The 21,663-nt window shown below is 41.8% G+C and carries 19 protein-coding genes and 1 pseudogene; 7 read left to right on the top strand and 13 right to left on the bottom strand.

Annotated features, from left to right (window positions below; all coding sequences use genetic code 11):
* Positions 1 to 4: 4 nt before the first annotated feature.
* The 4 genes from CWD77_RS03105 to CWD77_RS03120 form a co-directional block, all read right to left on the bottom strand.
* The gene (locus CWD77_RS03105; RefSeq protein WP_101071760.1) at positions 5 to 1,375 is read right to left on the bottom strand and encodes an HTTM domain-containing protein; all 1,371 of its coding nucleotides are present in this window, start codon (positions 1,373 to 1,375) and stop codon (positions 5 to 7) included.
* A 35-nt stretch (positions 1,376 to 1,410) separates the two neighbouring features.
* Entirely contained in the window at positions 1,411 to 2,520 is a 1,110-nt protein-coding gene (locus CWD77_RS03110) for an imelysin family protein (protein ID WP_101071761.1), read from the bottom strand.
* A gap of 72 nt (positions 2,521 to 2,592) precedes the next feature.
* Positions 2,593 to 3,816: a DUF4856 domain-containing protein gene (locus CWD77_RS03115; protein WP_101071762.1), complete on the bottom strand. Its 1,224-nt coding sequence runs from the start codon at positions 3,814 to 3,816 to the stop codon at positions 2,593 to 2,595.
* A gap of 362 nt (positions 3,817 to 4,178) precedes the next feature.
* The gene (locus tag CWD77_RS03120) at positions 4,179 to 4,802 is read right to left on the bottom strand and encodes a TetR/AcrR family transcriptional regulator (protein WP_101071763.1); all 624 of its coding nucleotides are present in this window, start codon (positions 4,800 to 4,802) and stop codon (positions 4,179 to 4,181) included.
* A 254-nt stretch (positions 4,803 to 5,056) separates the two neighbouring features.
* Between CWD77_RS03120 and CWD77_RS03125 the strand changes: the two genes are divergently transcribed.
* From CWD77_RS03125 to CWD77_RS03135, 3 genes are read left to right on the top strand one after another with little or no spacing between them, the layout of a single operon-like run.
* Entirely contained in the window at positions 5,057 to 6,145 is a 1,089-nt protein-coding gene (locus CWD77_RS03125) for an efflux RND transporter periplasmic adaptor subunit (RefSeq protein WP_101071764.1), read from the top strand.
* A gap of 8 nt (positions 6,146 to 6,153) precedes the next feature.
* A complete protein-coding gene (locus CWD77_RS03130; protein ID WP_101071765.1) occupies positions 6,154 to 9,321 on the top strand; it encodes an efflux RND transporter permease subunit in 3,168 nt (1,055 codons plus the stop codon).
* Complete coding sequence (locus CWD77_RS03135; protein WP_101071766.1) at positions 9,318 to 10,673, top strand: TolC family protein; 1,356 nt, start codon at positions 9,318 to 9,320, stop codon at positions 10,671 to 10,673. The genes CWD77_RS03130 and CWD77_RS03135 overlap by 4 nt, the downstream gene beginning before the upstream one ends.
* Positions 10,674 to 10,963: 290 nt before the next feature.
* Here the strand turns inward: CWD77_RS03135 and CWD77_RS03140 are convergent, their stop codons facing one another.
* Together CWD77_RS03140 and tnpA are read right to left on the bottom strand one after the other, a co-directional pair.
* The gene (locus CWD77_RS03140; protein WP_101071767.1) at positions 10,964 to 11,368 is read right to left on the bottom strand and encodes a VOC family protein; all 405 of its coding nucleotides are present in this window, start codon (positions 11,366 to 11,368) and stop codon (positions 10,964 to 10,966) included.
* 291 nt (positions 11,369 to 11,659) lie between these two features.
* A pseudogene (gene tnpA / locus CWD77_RS15745) lies at positions 11,660 to 12,122 on the bottom strand (IS200/IS605 family transposase).
* Between the two features lie 744 nt (positions 12,123 to 12,866).
* On the opposite strand from tnpA, the gene CWD77_RS03150 reads away from it, so the two are divergent.
* Positions 12,867 to 13,532, top strand: coding sequence for a class I SAM-dependent methyltransferase (locus CWD77_RS03150; RefSeq protein WP_240596623.1), 666 nt, complete (start codon positions 12,867 to 12,869; stop codon positions 13,530 to 13,532).
* A gap of 9 nt (positions 13,533 to 13,541) precedes the next feature.
* On the opposite strand, the gene CWD77_RS03155 is transcribed toward CWD77_RS03150, so the two are convergent.
* The 6 genes from CWD77_RS03155 to CWD77_RS03180 all read right to left on the bottom strand — a co-directional run bounded on the left by CWD77_RS03155 (position 13,542) and on the right by CWD77_RS03180 (position 16,746).
* On the bottom strand, positions 13,542 to 13,844 hold the full coding sequence (locus CWD77_RS03155) for a type II toxin-antitoxin system RelE/ParE family toxin (protein WP_101071769.1): 303 nt from the start codon (positions 13,842 to 13,844) through the stop codon (positions 13,542 to 13,544).
* On the bottom strand, positions 13,832 to 14,089 hold the full coding sequence (locus CWD77_RS03160) for a type II toxin-antitoxin system Phd/YefM family antitoxin (protein WP_101071770.1): 258 nt from the start codon (positions 14,087 to 14,089) through the stop codon (positions 13,832 to 13,834). The genes CWD77_RS03155 and CWD77_RS03160 overlap by 13 nt, the downstream gene beginning before the upstream one ends.
* Before the next feature lie 222 nt (positions 14,090 to 14,311).
* Positions 14,312 to 14,656 carry a DUF6122 family protein gene (locus CWD77_RS03165; RefSeq protein ID WP_101071771.1) on the bottom strand — a complete coding sequence of 115 codons (345 nt, stop codon included), beginning with the start codon at positions 14,654 to 14,656 and terminating at the stop codon, positions 14,312 to 14,314.
* Between the two features lie 130 nt (positions 14,657 to 14,786).
* Entirely contained in the window at positions 14,787 to 15,206 is a 420-nt protein-coding gene (locus tag CWD77_RS03170) for a hypothetical protein (RefSeq protein WP_101071772.1), read from the bottom strand.
* 135 nt (positions 15,207 to 15,341) lie between these two features.
* Entirely contained in the window at positions 15,342 to 16,382 is a 1,041-nt protein-coding gene (locus CWD77_RS03175) for a hypothetical protein (protein ID WP_101071773.1), read from the bottom strand.
* Positions 16,383 to 16,500: 118 nt separating this feature from the next.
* Positions 16,501 to 16,746 (bottom strand): hypothetical protein, encoded by a 246-nt coding sequence (locus tag CWD77_RS03180; protein ID WP_133120168.1) that lies wholly within the window; start codon positions 16,744 to 16,746, stop codon positions 16,501 to 16,503.
* Positions 16,747 to 17,132: 386 nt separating this feature from the next.
* Here CWD77_RS03180 and CWD77_RS03185 point away from each other — a divergent pair, with 386 nt between their 5' ends.
* Entirely contained in the window at positions 17,133 to 18,701 is a 1,569-nt protein-coding gene (locus tag CWD77_RS03185; RefSeq protein ID WP_101071775.1) for a sugar porter family MFS transporter, read from the top strand.
* Positions 18,698 to 19,609, top strand: a complete 912-nt coding sequence (locus CWD77_RS15610) for a transglycosylase SLT domain-containing protein (RefSeq protein ID WP_206017933.1) — start codon at positions 18,698 to 18,700, stop codon at positions 19,607 to 19,609. The genes CWD77_RS03185 and CWD77_RS15610 overlap by 4 nt, the downstream gene beginning before the upstream one ends.
* Positions 19,610 to 19,937: 328 nt before the next feature.
* Here CWD77_RS15610 and CWD77_RS03195 read toward each other — a convergent pair whose 3' ends face one another.
* Positions 19,938 to 20,885 carry a DUF4412 domain-containing protein gene (locus tag CWD77_RS03195; protein WP_101071776.1) on the bottom strand — a complete coding sequence of 316 codons (948 nt, stop codon included), beginning with the start codon at positions 20,883 to 20,885 and terminating at the stop codon, positions 19,938 to 19,940.
* A gap of 288 nt (positions 20,886 to 21,173) precedes the next feature.
* Here CWD77_RS03195 and CWD77_RS03200 point away from each other — a divergent pair, with 288 nt between their 5' ends.
* Positions 21,174 to 21,650, top strand: a complete 477-nt coding sequence (locus CWD77_RS03200) for a Dps family protein (protein ID WP_101071777.1) — start codon at positions 21,174 to 21,176, stop codon at positions 21,648 to 21,650.
* The last annotated feature ends 13 nt before the right edge of the window (positions 21,651 to 21,663 follow it).

Below are 21,663 nucleotides of genomic sequence, written 5' to 3' on the forward strand. Positions count from 1 at the left end.
TAAACTACAGACCTTTAATTTCATCATTAAATGGGTATAACCAGGTTCGGTGTTTAAAAGATTGATTGATTTCTGTGAGGTCTACATCGTCTCTTACATAGGGTTGACTACCCCTGCCATTAAGGGCAACATAACTTTCTACGTAAATCCCGGGGTCTTCTATGCCTTTGGATTGATAGTGTTTTTCAAGATGGTGCGCATATTCAAGTATAAAATCAGGCTGTGTAGACATCTGTTTTTCCTGAAATGGAGTTAAAAACTCATTGTTGTCAACATAGAAACTTTGTCCATTCCCGCGGTCCTCAACTCTAAAGTTTGCATAACCTGTTTTCTCCATCAGCATTACTCTCCAGGAAAAACGGTAGCCTTGTTCTGTCCAGAAAAGTTCGCCTGGGTAGAGTAAATAGCGAAAGGGAACCAGAAGCTGCACCAAAAAGAAAATGCTAATGATTGTTACAGTACCTTTCTTAAGCCACGGTTTTGAAAATGAATACGACCTCGAATTATCGAAATAAGACTTACTGATACTGAACCAATTCGAAACTATGCGAAGGATTCTATGGTGCAAGTTTGCATCAAAGAAGATAAGTGCACTCACAATCATAATGTATGGAAACATACCGATGGGAAAGAGTACTCTTGTGAGTACGTGGAAAATTACTACCAGGCCGAATGCAATCAGACGGGTTCGTTTCATCAGAAGTAAAAAGGGTATCGTCAGATCGTAAATTGCTCCTGCCCAGGAAAATGCATAGTGCGTCCAGGATTGCTGGAAAAGATCGCCAAGAAGAGGAAGAGAGTATTTCGAGGGCAGCCATATTTCCAATGGCATTGCGCGCAACAGCCAATCAGAATTGAGCTTTGCAAGACCCGCATAGAAATATACGATCCCCAATAGCAGTTTGATGGAATCTATGGACCAGGATGGAACACGACTTGCACGCAGAGCTTCGTTTCTGCGGGCATCAATAGAGTAGTAGGCATGGGCCGGCAGAAATATCATCAAAAAACTTAGAATGCTGATGAAATAGTAGTGATTTAGATACGTGGTTTTATCCATGAGCTCGATATAGGTAAAGCTCAGGAAAAACGTAATAATTGCTACCCTGTAGTGATATCCCAGCGAGACAAAGATTGCGGAGGCACCGCAAATAATAAAGATTAAGTAGGTCCATTCACCAAGTGGCTGTACCCATTCGAATCCGTAGTAACTGAAAAAGAATTCAGGTTCGATGTAGAGTTTATGAATCCATCCATTGGCTGCAAAACGAATAATACTAATGAGCATTAGCAGGCCGAAGAATATTCGAAATACAGCCAGTGGTGCAGCGTCTGTTGTTTTGTTAAAATAACTTTGGATGGAGAATCGGTTCAACGGATTACCTACCAGATTTTGCTGATTATATTTATTTAGTCTCCATCGGCGTCAACATAATCTACGCTGATATTTAAAGCCTGCAGCATATCTACTTTCATGAAGACTACATTTTTCTGGAGCTCGTCGTAGGTGACCAACATTTGATTATTATCCGTTTCAACCTGCTCCGATAAATTATTATTAAGGGACTGAGCTTCTTGACGAGCAGTTTCGAACTGAATGTTTATCAGAGTTTCCAGACTTTCGCCGTCTTTTGTGGTTTCCAAAAACTCGAGATATGAGCTTAGACTTTCACCCTTTTGTTCTGAACCGAAATGAGTACCGTTAAAAAAGTTCTGGGCTGCATCTAATGATTCCAGAAAAAGCTCTTTTGAGTATTCACCGCTGTAATAAGCTTCTACTCGATCACTAAGTGGAGATCCTGAAAAAACTCCTGCAGGAATACCAATTTTACCGGCCCGAAGTGCTTTTTCGTAGTAAAAAATGTAGTCGTTTACCATCATATTCAGAGATGAATTTGCCCCGTTTCCTGAATCGCTGACAAATTCATCGCGGTACACATTTTGCCAGTATTCCAATACTTCATCTGTGAGTGAATCGATTCGTATTGCCAAGTCTGTTACATAATTTTTGTAGGCCTCGGCGTCCTCATCCGTTGTGTAAAAAGAGAGAATGGACTGATCATTTTCTCCAAGTCCGTAAAGCACAAAATCGAGTGCCGGCAGACCTTGGGCTGCGTTCTGAGAAGGCAATTCGAAATTGTAAGTGTTGGTTTCAATATTTTCGAGAATCAGGCTCGTATCAGTAGGGTAGAGATTGATATTATCCCGGTAGCGTATTTCCATTGCACGCCCCATTTCAAACATGGAAACATGCTGCCATGCTTTGTAACTGGCAAGCCACTGCTCCCTGAAATCGTTTAATGTCTGCTCATTGGGTGAAGTTGTAAAATCATTTGCAGCCTCTTTTAAGCTCTCCGTTTCGGCCGCAAAATTTTCAAACGCAGGAAGGATGATATTATCTGCCCAGTTCTCGAGTATGGCCTGTCTGTCGAAATCTTGAACCTCTGAACCTGATGGCCCATTATCTGTACAGCCCCAGAGTAACACGGTACTAAAAAAGAGTAGAACTAATTTTTTCATGATGTTTATGTTTTTGAAAATAAAAACACCGTCCAAAATTTCTGCAGACGGTGTCTTAGCTATGCCGTTAAATTAGCTTGATGCCTCTTCGATTGTAAAATCAAATTTTGAAGCAATTTCGTTTGAAATCTGGTCAAGAGTTTCAAAGGAGACGTCCCATAACCCGTTTCCTTCAGTAAGCTGAGCAATAAATCCGTCCACTTCTGATTTGGTAAGGTATGGCTGATCAGTGTTGGGCACTCTTGTGAACTGAAGACTGTAGATAAACCCAAATCCTTCGGAAAGATCATGGAAAGCACCGCCATAATCAGGAGTTTGCTGATCAAGAGCATTTTTGCCTGATTGCAGATAATAAACAGCACGAATAGCTATTACTTCTGATATTTTTTGACGGATGATTTGTGCTTGTTGATCCCGCAGATCATAGTCGCCGGCAACGATGGCGGCCCGGCCAAGAGCAAAAGCATCAAAAATTTCCTGAGGAATTTCTTCAAAATCAGGATCTCCCAAAACGCGTCCTAAGTATTTGTTTAAGAAATCATCAGCCTCGCCAAGATTGGGCAGTGGGTTTGCAGGATTTGCTGCATTTCCAAAAAGGTAACCGTATGCTTCATCCCATTTATGTTCCATCGTGGTGTAGTTGGTTCCCTCTTCAAGAACATCGTTGTCGTTATCTTCGCGGTTGGTACCGGCATCCAGAACAGAAACACTTAAGTAGTTATTGAGCATCTGATCGGCCATAAGAGCCCCATTCAGGCTTTTGGCCACCATTTGATCGTATTCGAGACCTTTAGCGTTGACGTATCTTGCGGTAGAACCGTCTGCAAGCTGTCCGGGTACACCGGCTTCGGCAAGTTCATTTTCATTGGGAAATACTTCATTAACCTGGCCTGATATCCACTCCTCAAAATCACTCTTAATTTGTGCACTTGCGGCGGTATTCGAAGCGAAATAGTCGGCGGAAGCGGCAACTTTTCCTTTCACGCTTTTGGTTGATTCATTAAGACCAGATTCTGAAAAAGGATTCGCGTCTCCACCATCGGCGGTTTGATTGCGGTACATTTGGAGCAACAACTCTTCTGTTGAGTTATCGAAGTCCATCATGGCGTCGTTCAATTCCATTGCCATTCGAATCCGCGTAGTTTGTCCGCTAAAAGACACTGTGGATTCTCCGTTTCTTGTAAACTCATAAGAAGAGGGTGTCTCTATGTCTGTGTCTGAATCGCTGTCTGAAATATCACAGGAAATTATCGTCATAATAATGAGAGCCGGGATAAATAGTTTTAGAATATTCATTTCAATAAAGGAAGTACTTAGATGATTAAATTTTTTATTTAGATCGATTCTAAGGTAAGAGTGTTTTTAGAAAAACAAAAGTTTATTTAGAATAAATCTAAATAGAAATAGTAAAATTTATATCTCGCTAAATAGTTGATATATATCTATATATAAATTTTGTTAAATCTTGAAGATTGGGATAGCAATGTAGAATGGGTAGAATTCGCAATTCAAAAAAAAGTGTTCAAACTGCATTTTTTATTCCGTTCTATTTATGATTTATTACCACGAAAAGTTTAAAAAGAGGACGCACATTGCTTATTGTGAATAGATAAAGTAACGATGGTTTCTGCTCGCCGGATCAAAAGTTGGACAGAACTTTATGAAGGGTTTTTCATCACCATACTCACCAGGTAATCCGGCATAAATGCTTCCCGAACGGCAATGAATTGTGAGAAGGCCTCTTCATCCATGTCAAAAATAACCTGAAGTACAGGTCGACCTAAAAATGGAAAAACCAACATGGCCATGATATTCACGAAGATCTGCTCAGGTGGCAGGTTAACGGTATTTCCTTTTTCTCTCTCTTCTTTTAATTGATCTAAAAAGGGTTGAACGCGTTTCCCGATTTCCTTTGCGATAAATTTTTTCAGGCGTCCCGGGTTTTTATTCATCTCATGAATGACAAATAGAGGGATGTCGGGATTGGCTTTGACAAGTTCAAGATATTTCATAGAGAATTTCCGGAGTTTTACGTCCAGCGGCATCTCTTCATTGAGTAGAGAGGCAACTTGCGGCATGAGCTTGATAATGGAGAGCTCATACACTTTTTCGAAAAGCTTCTCTTTGGATCTATAGTAATAGTGCAGCATAGACTTGTTGATATCCGCCTTGTCCGCTATTTCCTGCATCCGGGCACCTTCAAGCCCTTTGCTTTGAAACACATCTCTTGCAGCTTCAAAAATTTTCAGTTCAGTGGATGAAGATTCCTTTTCGTTACTCATACTACGGGGGCATTATGAATTAATATTACAAACACAAAATAGAAAAGATTAGCACAAAAGTTAACTATATGGTTAAACTAAATAGTTTTCAATTGAGAAAAGAGTACAATTATCAAGCTACGTAATAATTATAAGTCAATGTATATAAATCATTTAAATAAGTGAATGTTTCCAAATTTATAATTAAACCATATGGTTGAACTAAATGATTTATGTCCGTAAACTATAGTTGAATAACAAACAGGAATATTGACATGAATAAAGCCTTTCTAAGTACAGCGGTATTTTTACTGCTAATGATAACAGCCTCTTGTAGCGGTGAGTCTGAGGAAAAATTCGGCGTAATTGAACCGGCTGTAACTAACTCATCCCAAATTGAATTTTTTACTGTAAAAGTCGAAGAAGTATCAGACCGTGTTTCTCTAAGCGGTCGAATACGGGCTGAACATCGAATCGAGCTATTTCCGGAGGCTCAGGGCAAAGTGATGGAAAGTACGAAACCATTTCGTGAAGGAGTCTCCTATGAGGAGGGAGAGGTGATCATTCAGCTGGACGACACAGAGACCAAAATGCAGCTTCAATCATCAAGAAGTAAATTTAAAACGCTGGTATCCGCATTGATGGCCGATATCAAACTGGATCATCCTGAAATGCTGTCGAAGTATCAGGAGTGGTATCATTCACTGGCAGCAGACAAACAGGTATCCCGGGTTCCCGATTTCGGTGAGAGTATGCAGCGATTTCTGGAATCTAAAGGTGTTGATGAACTTTACTATAGTATCAAAAGCGCAGAAGAGCGGTTAGAAAAATTCACCATTCACGCACCGTTTACCGGAGTTTTGTCGGCAGCAAAAGCCGAACCGGATCAGGTTGTAGGACCACAGTTTCATCTCGGTACGCTGGTCGATCCATCCCGGTTTATTTTAACAGCTTCAGTTCAAACCGGCGAAGCAGGATGGATTCTTCCGGGTTTGACGATGGAAATTAAAAATGAGGATCAAACTGAAACCTACTCAGCCAAAGTAGCGAGAGTAAATCCATCTGTAGAACCTTCATCACAGCAGGTACTGATATATCTGGAAGTAACGGGTAATAATTTACGCGAGGGAATGTATCTGGAGGGAGAAATAGAATCAGATAACAAAAGAGAGCTTGCCAGAATACCAAAGACGGCTTTATTAAGAACGGGTGGTGTACTTGTTAACAAAGATGGGATTTTGGTAGAAACCCCCGTTCAGATTGTAAATCTGGAGCGCAATCATCTTTGGGTTGAGGGATTAATAAACGGCGATGAGATTGTTAAAGATGTCTCCGAACCCGTTACCGGACGAATCATCAATTAGGGAAATTCATGAAAAGACTCATTAGCTTTTTTGTCCGATATCCCGCCATGGTTACTCTGGGACTGGTGGTGATTGTTTTGATGGGAATCTTCAGCTTCAGTCAGACGCGATATACGCTGAACCCACCTGAGGACCCGACGGAAATTTACATAAATATCACCTACAGGGGAGCTTCACCGCTTGAAATTGAAGAACGGGCGATCTCAAGAATTGAGGAGAATCTGAACGGTATTTCCGGTATGGACAGGCATACATCCGTAGCCCGGGAAAACAGCGGACGCATTACGGTAGAGATTTTTGAGTGGGCAGATATCGACAGAGTTTTGGTGGATGTAGAGAACGCAGTGAACCGTGTAACAGATTTACCGGAAGAGATGGACCGGCCGATTGTGTTTAAGCAGGAGATGCTGAATCCCACCATTTCTCTTGCGTTAACCGGGGATCTTTCGCTACAGCAGAAAAAAGACTATGCCGATCAAATCAGGGATGAATTTATTATTGAAAAGGGGATATCAAACGTCATATTGCAAGGTTTCCCCGCTGAGGAGATCTCTGTTGAGCTGAATGATGAGCAAATGGATCGATTTGGTATTTCCTCACAGGAGGTGGCGGAAGCAGTAAGGAGAAATAATATAGACATCACCGGTGGCGAACTGAAAACGGGAGACACCAACTGGCAAATACGAGCCGAAAATAAAGAGAGGACGGCACTTGAAATATCACAAATACCGATACGATCGGGGCAGAATGGCGAACGGGTTCTGCTTAGGGATATAGCGTCTGTGAAAGATCAATTCGACGACCGGCCCATTGAGAGATATCTTGATGGTGAAGAATCAGTAGTTATTCAGGTTTTGACGACCAACAATGAAAACCTGGTGGCTGTTGCTGAGGAAGTGATGGAGTATGCCGATCATTTCAATGCTATACACAGCGGTGTCCAGTTAACCGTTGTAGAGGATTTTTCAGAGTTTGTGTATGATCGGGTCGAATCGTTGAGAAGTAACGCCATTTTTGGTTTGATACTCGTGATGCTTATCCTCACGCTTTTTCTCGATAAACGCATTGCCATGTGGGTTTCACTGACGATACCGCTGGCTGTACTGGGTACATTTGCCTCGGCACTTATGGGTTATGACTTCACCATCAACCCTGTGTCGATATTTGGGATTATATTGGTTCTGGGGATGCTGGTGGATACCGGTGTTGTGGTGGCTGAAAACATTTACCGCCACTACAATGAATTTGGTGAATCGCCAGTGGAGGCCGCCCGAAATGGAGCTGCGGAAGTTGCCTCGCCCATGATCATCTCGCTGATGACAACTGCAACGGCATTCAGTCTTTTCTTCTTTCTCCCCGGAAAACCCGGAGCCTTTTTTACTGAAGTATCTTTTGTGGTAGTCAGCGCTCTGCTGGCTGCGCTCATTGTAACCTTTCTCTTTTTACCTCAAAAACTAACCGTTTCAAAAGTACTGTCTGATAAAAACAAGCAGACCCGTTTTGAGAAAGCGATGGCTAACGGCCTTACATCATTCAGAGATCGTTACTTTATTCCGTTTACCGATGTGGTATCTCACAAATGGCGATGGCTAAATGTATCTGCATTTATTCTATTGTTGATAGGATCCGTGTTACTGATCCGAAGCGGTGTATTACCGGTCACCTTTTTTCCCTATCTGGATGATGATGTGCAGTTGGTACGCATTGAGATGGAGCCCGGAGTTCCCGTCGATTCCACAAAGTCGAGGCTGACAAATATTGAAGAGGCAGTCTACAAAATTGGGGATCAGTTGAGTGCTGAAAGAGCTGATAACGAAAAAGTAATACGAAATGTAGAGATGATACTTGGTCCGGAAAGTCACCAGGGGGAACTGCGAATTGTGATGATGGGGGGTGAAAATCGGGGAATACCGGCATATGAAATTAACAACATGTTCAGGGACGAAGTAGGTGCCGTTCCCGGTACAAACTATGTTCGATTTATTTCAGCACTTGGTGAGCATCGATTTGGCGGTCTCCCGGTAGATATTTCTGTGTCGGGGAATAAGATGGAAGAGATACAGTCTGCTGCCGAAAAACTGAAGTCAGAACTGGAACAGAGAGATGATCTGGTTGATGTGGCCGATACGGATCAGCGCGGGAATCCGGAACTTCACATAGAACTGTCGAAAGCAGGTGAACAGCTCGGACTTTCTCTACAGGATGTGATGATGCAGGTTCGAACAGCATTTTTTGGTATGGAAGTGCAAACGCTTCAGCGAACCGGGGATGATGTTCGGGTATGGCTGAGATTTCCGGAAGAGAACCGACAGAGTTATTCCGACCTGATGAACGTGAAAATCCGAACACCAAAAGGAGCGTACCCACTATCGGAAGTGGCGAAAATATTTCCAACGGATGCATCGCTCAACATCAACCATATAAACGGCCGGAGAACCATTCGGGTGGATGCGGATCTTGCAGACCCGTCACTTTCAGCTCCTGCAATACTGGGAGACATCAGTGAAAACATCATCACTGATTTGGAGAAGGATTATCCGGAAGTACAATTTGTGATTGAGGGACAAAACCGGGAGTCGGCAAATGTTACGGAGGCAATGCTTTCTGTAGCCCCCATTATTTTACTGATCATTCTGGCTTTGATTGTGATCAATTTTCAGTCGTTCAGCCAAACATTCCTGGTTCTTCTCACACTTCCATTTGCCTTTACGGGCGTGGTGATTGGCCATTGGATTCACGGTACAACCATGAACATTTTTTCGCTGATCGGGATGATCGCCCTTATCGGTATTTTGATTAATAACCTTCTGGTGCTGGTAACCGCCTTCAACGACAACCTGAAAAGCGACATGGATTTTGAAGAAGCGCTGAAAGATGCGGTACGATCCCGATTTCGTCCAATACTATTGACAACACTAAGTACCGTTGCCGGGCTCATACCAATGATCTTTGTAGGCGGACTCGCATCTGCATTTCTGAAACCACCGGCCATTGCGATCGCTTATGGACTCACTTTTGGACTGTTTATTTCGCTGACGCTGGCCCCGGCATTCCTTGTCATTTTTAACAACGGTAAATTCAAAGTTTTAGATCTGATCGGGAAAAAACCGGAGTCACGAAAAAGTATTGAACCGGCAGTAATTCTCCATGAACATCATAAAAAGAGTGCACTATGAGATTGATAATTTTGTCTTTTATACTGGTGATTACAGCAGGCAGTGTCTCTGCTCAACAACAGTTTACCCTTGATGAAGCGATTAAGGCTGCACTGGAACACAACCACAGTGTGAAGGTCAGCGATATTGACGCAAACATTGCAGAGAACAGCGTATCACGCGGGAATGCCGGTCAGCTCCCAAATTTGGCGATAACAGGTGGATTGAGTGCGGCGTACAGCGATCTTGATATCACACCGGGGTCATTCTTCCGGAATCTGCTCGATCCACAGAATAGCACTCAACAGGAGGGCAGCCGGTCAATCTCATATTATGGAGTAACGACCACACAGTTAAATTCTCAAATCGGTTCACAAATGGTGATCTATGATGGGATGAAAGGACGTTTGCGTTATAAAATGCTGGAAATGGGCAGTGATCTGGCCGATCTCCAATACCGAACCCAATTAGAAAACACTATTCTGAATATCACAGGCCAGTTTATGCAGGTAGCTACACTGCAGAGAGCCCTTGAAGTAAAAGAGGTGTCGCTTGAGCAAAGTAACGATCGTTACCGCACAATTGAAACGAGACGTGAATACGGACAGGTGAATGAACAGCAGCTGCTTCAGGCTCTGGCCGATTTAAAAAGCGACAGTACGGAATTCAGAAATCTGAAGCTTCAGTACGAAAACGCGTATCGCGATCTGCATACCGAAATAGGATGGAGTCGACGGCATATAATTCCTGTGGCCGACGAATTTGAAGAACCGGAACTGCCGGGCTACGAAGATTTTCAATCCCTGCTGATGGAAAACAATTCTGTTCTGAATATCAGGGAAAAACGATTGGAGCAGGCTGAACTGAACGAGCGTGTAACCAAAGCCGGATTTCTGCCAACACTAACGGCATCCGCCGGATACGGATACAGTTATATGAGCGCAACGGAAGGTCAATTTGAAGTACAGGAGCAGCTTGGGTTCAGCGGTGGAGTTACGCTGAGAATTCCGATTTTTAGTGGTGGACGTAATCGCATTCAATCCCAAAATGCAAAGAATGAAATTCGTAAAGAGGAGTTGCTCAGTGAGGAGTCGGCAGTGCAGTTGCAAACCCGGTTTGAAAACAGCTGGCAGCAGTATCTGCACCTTCAGGAGCAACTTGTAACAGAGAGATCGAACCTATCCATATATGAGCGGAATTATGAACGGGCAAAGTCAACATTTGATCGCGGTGAAATTACCGGTGTGGAGCTGCGTGCGGCTCAGTTATCTCTTGAAAATGCACGACTCAGAGTTGCAGAAACAGGATTTCAGTTGAAGCAGACTGAAATACTGCTGCTCTATCTGAGTGGTGGATTATTGGGGAGTTATTGAAAACCTTATTTATATTTTAAATCAGGGCAAAATACACTCCCCTCCTGTGTAAGGAGGGGCCGGGGGTGGTAGTCTTAGGTTCTTGAGTTCAAATTCAACTCAAAACCTGTTTCCCACATAGGGGAAATCTCATCCTTGCCCCGCGAGGGATTTCCAGAGAAAAAGAAGGCAAAAAGAAGGAGACTTTTTCCAAAAAAAGATATTATTAATCGAATCGAAGATTGAGCTGTTTGAATCTATCGCCTCTGAAAAAATATCAGAGGTTTCAATGAACTGCTTAGTCTGTATAATCACCAATCAACTTTACAGACCCCGCCTTTGAACTGAAAACTCTCATCCGTGTACTGGTGGAATTCTATTCTAACACCATTGGGATCTTTCGCCCAGGTCTGCCAGGTGTGATCACAACCCAGTTTTTTATCTGTTGCATCAAACCCATTTGAGCGCAATGTTGTGATGATCTGATCGATATCATCCGTCTCAATGGCCAGGTGGTTGATGTTTCCAATCTTTCCGGGCTTGCCTTTAAACACCTCTATAAAGGAGTCGTTACCCAATTTGATATAGTACCCAAACAGCTCGTTGTTTTTTTCGAAAATAAACCCTTTTTCCAATCCGAGCACCTCACAATAGAATCTTTCAGTTTCTTTAAGATCTTCAGTGTGGACACAAATATGCGCCAGTTGTTTAATCATTTTAAGTGGGTTTTGATAGTTGTTCTATTTCAAAAGGTAATTTAGTGATCGGAATATCCATTATGAAAGTTATGCCGGATTGTAGTTAGAAGATATCTGTGTCGCACCGGACTTATAGGAACGCAGGGTAAGTAGTCCGTTTGATAAGCTTGGATAAACCATGATCAAATGTACTAAACCAGCCTCGTTAGAGGCGTCATATCCGCAGCCCCACAGGTTCACTGGGTGAAAATGTGGGGTATTAAAATTCCATCATGATTTTAATCTCTGAAGATTCAGTTTCAGTTAAGACTATTCATAAAATTCAAAAAGGTACTCTGACTCAAAATCCACATCAAAATTTTTAAGAAACTGGATATACTCCTTTTTGAATGTGTGATGCTTATGGTGCTCATTTTGATTCTCAATATATCGAATCACATCAGATATCTGAGATTTTTTTATAACTGAAGGCTCCAAATCCTGCTTGCCAATGAAATTTTTTATCAAGAAACATCTTCCGATTTACAAAAGATGAGGAGTTAGATTTTATATCTCTTGTTAGATCTGACAATGAAATAGAAGGATTATATCCTACAAGCAGATGGATATGATCAGGCATTCCACCAATAGAATACAACTTCTGCGATTTTCCATTTATGATACCGGAAATGTATTTATAAAGTTCGATTTTCCACTTATTCTGGATAAAATTTGATCGTCCCCTGACTGCAAAAATTAATTGTGCATATAGTTTTGAGTAGGTGTTAGGCATGATTTCTCCATTTGTATGAATTATGATCTCTCTAAATCAATTAAATAAATTTTACCCAAAATTATTTTGGAAGTCATAGGAGACATAAGAGTGCATGAATATGCCACGCCTACGGCGCTCAATATATCAACTGAATATTTAAACCCAAGGCCAACGCTATGCGCTGACCTTGGGCTACGGACATGTTGCACCTACGGTGCTTTTATTTTGATGACAATTTTAAAAATGGGTAGGTACTTAAAACCCGGTAACCAATCGAAGAAGCTAACTCTACTAATAATTGAACTATAGGTGAAATGCATCTATCTAATTGTGATTCATCACTCAAGGATAAGTTTTGAAATCCCAATCACTTCCATTAGGAACGTCATAACCGTGCACCATTATTCCATAAAATCAACATGTAACATAGTCGGATGCATAATAATTGGGAATAAAATCCGTGAATTTATTCGTCCTGATCAATTTGTGTTGGCTATTAGCTTTTTAAATGAAATAGTATTTTAGAAATTTCAATCTACATTTTGGAATACAAATAAGCCCCGATTCGGGGCGTCATATCCGTAGCCCCACAGGTTCACAGAGTGAATCTGTGGAGTAGGAAAATTCCATCATGATAGTGAGCCCCATTAGGGGCGGCACAAAACTATTTGCGATGTTAATGAATCTCCTTTACCCATTCAGAATGATATCGTACCATACATTAAGCAAAAAGAATCTAATCGTACCAATAAAAGCGAATCAGTGACGAAAAAGAGCAATCAAAAGAAGAAAGCCTGGCCAACCCGGGACGCCATGGCGCAAATCTATGAGAATAATCTTTGGGGAGAGGGACAATCCGGTTTTTATTCGGGAATCGGGTCTCATCATCCTGAACTTGTTGATCCCTACGTGGAAGCAATCTCATCTTTTCTGAGCTCTTTTGATTCCCCACTGGTTGTTTGTGATTTGGGCTGCGGAGATTTCAACATTGGCAAAGAGCTTGTGAAACATACCCGGAAGTACATTGCCGTAGATATCGTCGAAGAACTGATTGAGTACAACCGGAAAACGTTTAAAGAGGAGAGTGTTGAGTTCCGCTGCCTGGATATTGCAACGGATGATCTGCCTAAAGGGGATTGTGTTTTGCTGAGGCAGGTCCTCCAGCATTTGTCGAACCGTGAAATAAATCAGGTTGCAGATAACCTTTACAACTACAAATATGTAATTCTGACCGAGCACCTGCCGGAAGGTGAATTCACACCCAACATAGATATCATATCTGGGCAGGGGATCCGGCTTAAAAAAAAGAGCGGGGTCGATCTGCTGGCGCCGCCGTTTAATCTGAAAATAAAAGGGGAGAAGAAGCTTTTATCACAACCGGCAAGGGAAAGTGAAGGAGTGATTGTGACTACGCTTTATATGATGTAGAGCTGATGTTTAACGTGATTTTAAAATATCTTTATGAAATAGCTGGTCTTCTCTAATCACATGGATAATGTAAATGATATCTTCTGCTAACCGATAAAATACTCTGCAAGGAGGTATAACGAATTCCCTATAAACAGAGACATCAAATTCTTCTAAAGGTTTTCCGCTTTTTGGATGGTCAGCAGTATAATCCACACGTTTGAAAACTTCACGAACCAACTTTTTCGCTGCTGTTGGATTATCCAGCGAAATATAATCGGCAATTTCATCAAGCTCCTGTAGAGCCGGTTCGGTCCATATTATTCGAGCCATCGCGCCATGCGCTTTTTGGCATCAGCATGGGGAACAACCCTCTCTTCAAGAATGGCTTTTTCACCTCTGGCTAATCCTTCCAGCAGTTTTAACTTCTTTTGAATCTGCTCAAAATGCTCCACATCAACAAGGTATGCCGATGGTTTTCCATGCTCAGTGATCAAAACGGGCTCTTTTTCTTCTCTGAGTTCTTTCAAGAGCTTTGTAGCCTGACGTTTGAGTGTTGTGACAAGTTCTGTTTTCATAGTGATACTAAAGTACCACTTTTATGATTTATTGACAATTTCTCCTGACTAATTTGGGATCTGGTTTACAGCTTTTCTCTACTATCAAATGACCAACTTTCGGGGAAGCTTACAATGCTCAATCGAAACCGGGAACTACCCGTGAGGCCCGTCCTCTTAATGCGTGTGTACTATGCCGCCCCGTTTTCACTAATCGATGTGCGGTGTTCTCCTGGGCGAATATCAAACCAGGCAGTCAATCCAGTCGAGCGCCATGTGGATTAGCAGCCCAAGGCCGATTAAGTGTAGTACACGAGCAGTGGGATGCCAACCCTGATTGTCAGCTTTTCGCCCTACAAAGAGAGGAAGAACGAATAGAATGGCGTAGATCACGATGACGGGAACATTGTGCAACGGATGAAATCCTATGGAGCATCGAGTGGGGTCGTAGATCGGGTCGGCCAGCAAGTGGTCTGCATCAACAAGCATTGTCGCAATCATGATCATTGTCGCATTGCGCCAGCGGCTAAGGTAGAACGTGAATGCGACCAGCGTGGGCACGATGAAGTGCAGTACGATATGAATCATCTCTGTGATGGGTTGATGGTGTTATAACGACCGGCCCGGCAAATAACGGGCGCGGGAATTATGAGTTAATAAACGGCTAATTTTTTAAAACAAGCAACTCTGAAAACCAACGGCACATCCGCGTCCCTGGTTAATGAGCATTGTCATTCGTACCGATCTTTTCATACTTGTGCAAAGGTTCAGTATCGTCTTTTAAATATATGGTTACGACAACTGAATCTCGTTTCTCTAATTCTATCACTAGTTCTGTAGGTTCTTTACCAATAGCCAGCGCTCTTATTTTAAATTGACCTGGTAGTACAGATAGAACGTTATTCCCTGGATTATCTATATCATAAAATGGAATATTATTAATGTGATAAGCGGCTGGAATTAATTGGTCTTTATCTTCAAAACTGAAAGACTGAAGATTTAAATAAGTTGATCCATAAGAAGCTGATGTATAATGATCAACGGAGTAAAGTTTTTTCGAGTTAACATTCTCTGTCTGAATTGACGCGCAACTGCAAAAAATAAAAACGGAACAAATAATAGCTAAGAGCTTATTCATGAATTCTTGCTTACAAATTTTGACAGATTAGAAATAGGTACGTATAACGGTTCATGGCTTGCACTGCCTAGCTTCCAATTATGAAATAAGACAGAAAACCGTAACCGGTCAGCACGAAGCCATTGTTATACAACTTTAATTGGTTTGATTGTAGGGGTCAATTTTCCAGAGTCCTAAGCTTCTTAGTATTAAATTTCTAGCCAAACTTTGAGCATTGAATATATCATAAGGACTAATATACTGGGTAAGTTTTCTAAATTTATGAGAGGCTATAAAATTTCTAAGATAACTCAAGTTGTGAATAGCTTCTGGAAAGGTTAAAGTTCTATCCCTTACCTCTTCATTCAGTTTAGTCCATTCAGAATCATAACCGAAGTAGGGTTTTAATTCTTTTTCTACTTCAGTTTTATCGCCTCTAAATACCCAATCAAAAGTGTCTTTTTTAGTAACCCCAACTTTCTTTAATCTCTCTTCAATATCATTTAATACAGATGGATTCCACGTTCCTTTTTCACTGTCAAGAAATCTCGGGTTTTTTGAACTTGACCTAACTTCTAATCCTAATTCTTCAACAACTGAAAAAGCAGCTGTTATGGCAAAGGCACCACTAGTATGATAACTTTTATCAAGATCGTAATGCTCAAACATTTGTCCATACTTAGGATTAGCCGAATGAGGAGTCATTGAATTAATTTTCAAACTTAGTTTAAATTTTTCAATGGCATACTGAAACTCGGCACTTTCATATGATTCTTTTAGCACTCGACAGCCATACCCAACACGATCAACTTGCTTATAGTAATTACGGAAGTATTCATCTTTATATAACTCAGATGATATTTCTTCGACACTATTTAAATCTGCAGTAAGTGGAAAGTTATTAAAGTCAGGGTAAGCAAGAAGTATTCCGCCCTTAATTGTTGATAAAATGTCCTCAGCAATACCCTCATTTTCAGCAACGATAATTAATTCATCAGCAGGTAAAGTTCCTTCAGATGGTGGAGTTTCTTTTGGTTCTTTGTGCCATGACTCAGAACAACCATCTGAGGATTTCCAGAATGTCCCCGTTGGATCAGGACTAATTTCTAGATCAATTTTATGGTTATCGAAATTAAGGGATTTTATTAATTTTGAATCCCTGTGGGATAAAATAAGATGTGACCTATACCTCTTCATTTCTAAATCTAAGAGATTATTCTTGACTAAGTTGTATAACGACCCAGCGTTTAAGCGGCGAGCCGAGTTTTTAAAATTAAGGTTCGGAACCCTAAACGAGTCCGCTTAAAACGCCTTGTTATAGGTTTTTACCCGGCTTTTTTTGGTAAACCAAGTGTGTAGTAATTGACATTCCCAACCACAAAGAAAATAGTAATACGAATACGGTTAAACTTGAAGTTACTTTATCATCAATGGAAACATCATTGATAGTAAGAACAAAATTTCCCAACTGAATTTTGGTGATCAGAACTGCCATTGGGATAAGAAATATGACACCATAAATTGAACTTAAGATGGCGACAATTTTCTTTGGTCTTTTCATATTGAATTTACTATTTGGCAAAACCTATAACATGTATTTATCGGCACATATCTGTCGCTACTGATGTCCGATAATAATCCAATCATCCCGCCAAAGCAAATAATCACAATGTTTTGTCCGGATAATATTTATCGGCAAATTTAGATTTTTTGAATGAGGACTTTGCAAATCTTTAAAAATGTGTCATTCTGACCTCTACACCTCGGGGGAAGAATCTTTAGGTGCGTATATCGGTTTTATAATTAGATTCTTCACTGCGTTCAGAATGACATGTCAGCTTCTCCAGTTTTACAATGCCTTATGAATATACTTTAGATAAATTTCTCATTGTATAAAAGCTGTGAGAGCTTTAAGATAAAAGGAAATCATCACGCATAAGATCATGTATGGACAGTAGAAAAGTGTATGTAACCCGGGTGGCCCTGACGGTGGCGCTGGGTGGTTTTTTAATGGGGTTCGACGCATCCGTGATCTCAGGGGTTGTCCGGTTTATTGAGCCGGAGTTCGGTCTCTCAAAACTGCAGCTGGGGTGGGCAGTGGGCTCGCTTACCTTAACTTCCACGTTGGGTATGCTGTTTGCCGGACCGTTAAGCGACCGGCTTGGCCGACGCACAACGCTTAAAATTGCCGCAGTGCTGTTTGCTATTTCTGCTATTGCATCAGCACTGGCACAAACATTCTGGTTTCTGGTCATCGCGCGAATGCTGGGCGGGTTTGGGGTCGGTTTTGCACTGATCATTCCGCCTATGTATATCGGTGAAATTGCACCGCCCAAAATCAGGGGACGCCTGGTGAGCTTCAATCAGCTGAATATCGTGGTGGGAATCTCCGCCGCCTTTTTTACCAACTATTTGATTTTGCAGTGGGCGCAGTCGGAAGCGGCATGGGCTCAGGCTTTAATGATAGATGAACATACCTGGCGCTGGATGCTCGGCTTGGAAACCTTGCCGGCCATCATCTTTTTCGTGGGACTCTATTTTGTACCCAAGAGTCCGCGCTGGCAGATTATGATTGGCAACAGGGAGGACGGAGAGAATACCCTCACCCAGATTGTTGGACCGGAGAGCGCGAAGAAACAGGTCAGCGATATCCTGGAAAACCTCGAAGCAGATAAAGAGAAGGAGAAGGTTTCGATCAAAGAGATTTTCCATCCTTATCTGCGATATGTGCTTCTGATTGGTGTGACTCTTGCCGTTCTGCAGCAAATTACCGGGATCAACGCCGTGTTTTTCTACGCTCCGGTCATTTTTGAACAGTCGGGCATCGGTACGGATGCGTCCTTTATGCAGGCCGTTCTGGTCGGATTAACCAACCTGGTATTCACCATTTTTGCCATCATGCTGATCGACAAGCTGGGCCGAAAACCGCTTCTGATTGGTGGTTTGACAGGCATTACACTCATGATGATGCTTTTGGCCTACGGGTTCAATGCGGCAACGTACGAGCTGGATGAGGAGAGTATTCAGACCATTGAAGCTCCTATTGACCTGGATCTGTTATCGGCAAATATGGGCAATATCACTTATGATGATGATGTTCAATTCAGAGCCGCTCTAACCGAAACGCTGGGACCTGAGGCAGCCGTTGAGTTTGAATCCCAGATCATTACGGCCGCCATCGATATCAACCCGAAATTGATCCTATTCGCTATTTTAGGATTTGTTGCATCTTTTGCGATTTCACTGGGTCCGGTGATGTGGGTGATGTTCTCGGAGCTGTTTCCGCTTCGTGTGAAAGGATTTGCAATTTCCTTTGCCGGCTTTATCAACTCGGCCATAAGTTTCCTGGTACAGCTTGTTTTTCCGTGGGAGCTGGCTACCCTGGGAAACAGTATGACTTTTTTGCTCTACGGAATTTTTGCCCTGATTGGACTTTTCTTTGTCTGGAGAGTGGTTCCGGAAACGAAGAATAAATCCCTGGAAGAACTCGAAGAGCAACTGGTTGCAACATCATGACAGTCCATATAACAGCTGCGGCTCTTATACTCTTTACATTTTCACTTATTACGTTTTCGTGTGATGGCAGTGATACCCAATCTGAAACTTCTAATGCTTCAATAAGCGACACTACTATGGTAGATCTTTGGAATGGCAACCGTTCACAGATACGGCAGATTTATGAAAAAGAGGTATTAGCCGCTGTTTTAAATGCAACGGAAGAAGATTTTGGCCCGTGGGAAATCAAGGAGACACTTGATGAGTATCCCGGGGATGATGAGGCTCTGGTATTTAGCGAAAAAGGTCACGATCTGTTTGTTACCATTGCCGGAAACCAGAAGTTTGAGGAAGGAGACATGATTGTGATTCCCAAGCCTATGACAAAGAATCTGTTGGGCTACAGGGTTCCGATTATTCGCGAAGGTGATTCAGAACTTTTCGAAAATATCAGCAATAGGGAAGAGGTACAGCAGCTGAAGCACGGGATACCCGAAACCTGGAGTGATGCGGTTATTTTCCGGGAGAACGGATATCAAGTGGTTGAAGAGGGAGATTTTGACGACATCTTTGAACGACTTGAGAATGGCCTGTTCGACTACACCGCTTTTGGTGCAAATGAAGTAATGAGTGTTTATGAAAATCGGGCAACCCAACGAGAGGGTTTAACCATTGATCCAAATATTCTGTTATTCTACCCATTCCCGCTCGTTTTCTATGTGAATCCCGATTTATCTAATCTGGCAGTCCGCGTAGAGGAGGGGATGGTACGCATCAGTGATAACGGTGAACTGGACTCTATTTTTAACCGCTACTACGGCGATATTGTTGAGAAGTTAAACCTGAATGAGCGGATCCTCTTTGAGTTAGACAATCCACTCATACCGGATGAATTCCGCGATCTAAAACCCAACCTGGATAACCTGTAGGTCAACTCTGTACCTTTTTCTCTGATTAAGGACATAATTTCAAAGTTATTCTAATCTGAGCAAAGCCACCAATTTCCCCGCTTTATGAAGGAGGGGATTAAGAGGTGGTTGGAAATAGTTAAAATCCCCAGGAATAAATTCTATACAGTTTTTTGAACTTTATATATCGTCAGTAATTAACGTTTGAGTTAAATCCAGAATTGAAATATTGAAATTTTATAGAATTAAGAAACCCCTCTAAATCTCCCCTTAGGAAGGGGAGACTCTTTTCCATAATTCTTATTACGAACTGATGTAAAACTTACAGTCAGGAGGATCTGAATTAATCCTAATCGCGGCTGTCTCCGCCAATCGACATCGGCGGATAATCACTCATTGTATATGTAACGGATGCATTTTTGTTGATATCGGTTACTCGCATAGTGGTTTTTTCACCACTGCTGAGATCTTCCTGAGTCATCTCCATCAGCATACCGGCGGGATAGTTCTTCGGTACATTTCCTTTCAGATGCTTCGTTTGTTCGTTGACACGGAGCATCTTATAGATCCCTAAATCCTCGTCTTCGGTTACCCAGTACTCCATCACGCTCTCTTCATTTTCAGATCTGTATCCGCGGCAATCCAGCCCGGCGATGGTTTTGGTACCGATCTCTTCAAAGTTCTCCCATTCTTCCATTTCTTCCTCTTCGTCCTCGTCAGGGGCCGTGTCTTCATCGGATTCCATATCATCAAAATCTTCTGCAAGCATTTGAGCCTGTCTCCAGTCGTAGGCGAATGAAAATTTTCCATCTTCATTCTCCATCAGCATTACCATTGATTCATTTTTTAGATCATAAATCATAAACATTTCACCTTCAGATTCATCGATCTGTTCGCCTGAAAATTTGGTACCCGAATAGGCTTCGCCATCATTAAAGTGCATTTTCATGATCATAGGACCATCAGAGTTCCCATTCTTCTTAACGGTTTCAACCTCCATGGTTGTGATGACATCAAACCGATACGCCTCTTCGGTCACTGCATTGCTGTTCATGGCAAATGATACATTTATGCCATCGCCTTCTGAGCCAAACTCTTCACCAAAAATGGATTGCCAACTTTTTTCTACGGCTCTTTCGGCTGCTTTCTCAACCTCATTGCTAAGTTTCTCCTCAACCTTATCCTCAGCTGCTTTCTTTGCACGGTCTTTCAGTCTGTTAAAAATCTGTCCGTCGGCTGTAGATACAAATGACAGTGACGTTAATGTGACAATTAGAAATGCGATTAGTTCTCTCATATTGATTGGTTTTTTAATTGATGTTCTCATCTCTAAGCGAATATACAAGAATATAGGAATAATCAACATTCACCTGTGATGTTTTGCACTTGGGAAGAGAAGCAGATAACATGGGTTACAAATAGTGTGGAAATCTACCATGCAGTAAGAACTCGTAGGGGTATTATCCTTATTTACGGTTCGATTTTATTGATGCACCGTATCAATAACAAATAGGGATTTTGGGGACTGAATTTAGTATTTTAAATAGACATCAATGAGAACAGAAACAGTAAATAACACAGAGATATGAGTACAGAAAACAGAATAGGTTTGGACAGTGATAAAACGAAAAAGTTAGCCGAAAAGCTGAATGCTTTATTGGCCAATTACTCGGTGTTTTATCAGAATACAAGAGGATACCATTGGAACATTAAAGGGGATTCGTTCTTTGTATTGCACGAAAAGTTTGAAGAGCTTTATGATGACCTCAAAATAAAAATTGATGAGGTTGCGGAGAGAATCCTTACGCTTGGTTATACTCCAAACCACAAGTACACTAAATATGTGGAAGTGTCTGAAATCACTGAAAGTGAAAAAGTTTCGGACGGAAAAGCGGCAGTGAATGAAATTTTGGAAGCGTTTAAGACCACGTTGAAAATTCAGCGTGAAATTCTTGCACTATCCGGTGAGGCAGACGATGAAGGAACAAATGCCTTGATGAGCGACTACATCAGCGAGCAGGAGAAACTGGTTTGGATGTATGCTTCGTATGTAGGCAAATGATTTCGGAATAGAA

Source organism: Rhodohalobacter barkolensis, from assembly GCF_002834295.1.
In the GTDB taxonomy this organism is placed as follows: domain Bacteria; phylum Bacteroidota; class Rhodothermia; order Balneolales; family Balneolaceae; genus Rhodohalobacter; species Rhodohalobacter barkolensis.

Excerpts from the sequence above, each read along its gene's own strand:
- CWD77_RS03110 (WP_101071761.1), bottom strand. The coding sequence starts at position 2,520 with ATGAAAAAATTAGTTCTACTCTTTTTTAGTACCGTGTTACTCTGGGGC.
- CWD77_RS03115 (WP_101071762.1), bottom strand. The coding sequence starts at position 3,816 with ATGAATATTCTAAAACTATTTATCCCGGCTCTCATTATTATGACGATA.
- CWD77_RS03120 (WP_101071763.1), bottom strand. The coding sequence starts at position 4,802 with ATGAGTAACGAAAAGGAATCTTCATCCACTGAACTGAAAATTTTTGAA.
- CWD77_RS03125 (WP_101071764.1), top strand. The coding sequence starts at position 5,057 with ATGAATAAAGCCTTTCTAAGTACAGCGGTATTTTTACTGCTAATGATA.
- CWD77_RS03130 (WP_101071765.1), top strand. The coding sequence starts at position 6,154 with ATGAAAAGACTCATTAGCTTTTTTGTCCGATATCCCGCCATGGTTACT.
- CWD77_RS03135 (WP_101071766.1), top strand. The coding sequence starts at position 9,318 with ATGAGATTGATAATTTTGTCTTTTATACTGGTGATTACAGCAGGCAGT.
- CWD77_RS03140 (WP_101071767.1), bottom strand. The coding sequence starts at position 11,368 with ATGATTAAACAACTGGCGCATATTTGTGTCCACACTGAAGATCTTAAA.
- CWD77_RS03155 (WP_101071769.1), bottom strand. The coding sequence starts at position 13,844 with ATGGCTCGAATAATATGGACCGAACCGGCTCTACAGGAGCTTGATGAA.
- CWD77_RS03160 (WP_101071770.1), bottom strand. The coding sequence starts at position 14,089 with ATGAAAACAGAACTTGTCACAACACTCAAACGTCAGGCTACAAAGCTC.
- CWD77_RS03165 (WP_101071771.1), bottom strand. The coding sequence starts at position 14,656 with ATGATTCATATCGTACTGCACTTCATCGTGCCCACGCTGGTCGCATTC.
- CWD77_RS03170 (WP_101071772.1), bottom strand. The coding sequence starts at position 15,206 with ATGAATAAGCTCTTAGCTATTATTTGTTCCGTTTTTATTTTTTGCAGT.
- CWD77_RS03175 (WP_101071773.1), bottom strand. The coding sequence starts at position 16,382 with ATGAAGAGGTATAGGTCACATCTTATTTTATCCCACAGGGATTCAAAA.
- CWD77_RS03180 (WP_133120168.1), bottom strand. The coding sequence starts at position 16,746 with ATGAAAAGACCAAAGAAAATTGTCGCCATCTTAAGTTCAATTTATGGT.
- CWD77_RS03185 (WP_101071775.1), top strand. The coding sequence starts at position 17,133 with ATGGACAGTAGAAAAGTGTATGTAACCCGGGTGGCCCTGACGGTGGCG.
- CWD77_RS15610 (WP_206017933.1), top strand. The coding sequence starts at position 18,698 with ATGACAGTCCATATAACAGCTGCGGCTCTTATACTCTTTACATTTTCA.
- CWD77_RS03195 (WP_101071776.1), bottom strand. The coding sequence starts at position 20,885 with ATGAGAGAACTAATCGCATTTCTAATTGTCACATTAACGTCACTGTCA.
- CWD77_RS03200 (WP_101071777.1), top strand. The coding sequence starts at position 21,174 with ATGAGTACAGAAAACAGAATAGGTTTGGACAGTGATAAAACGAAAAAG.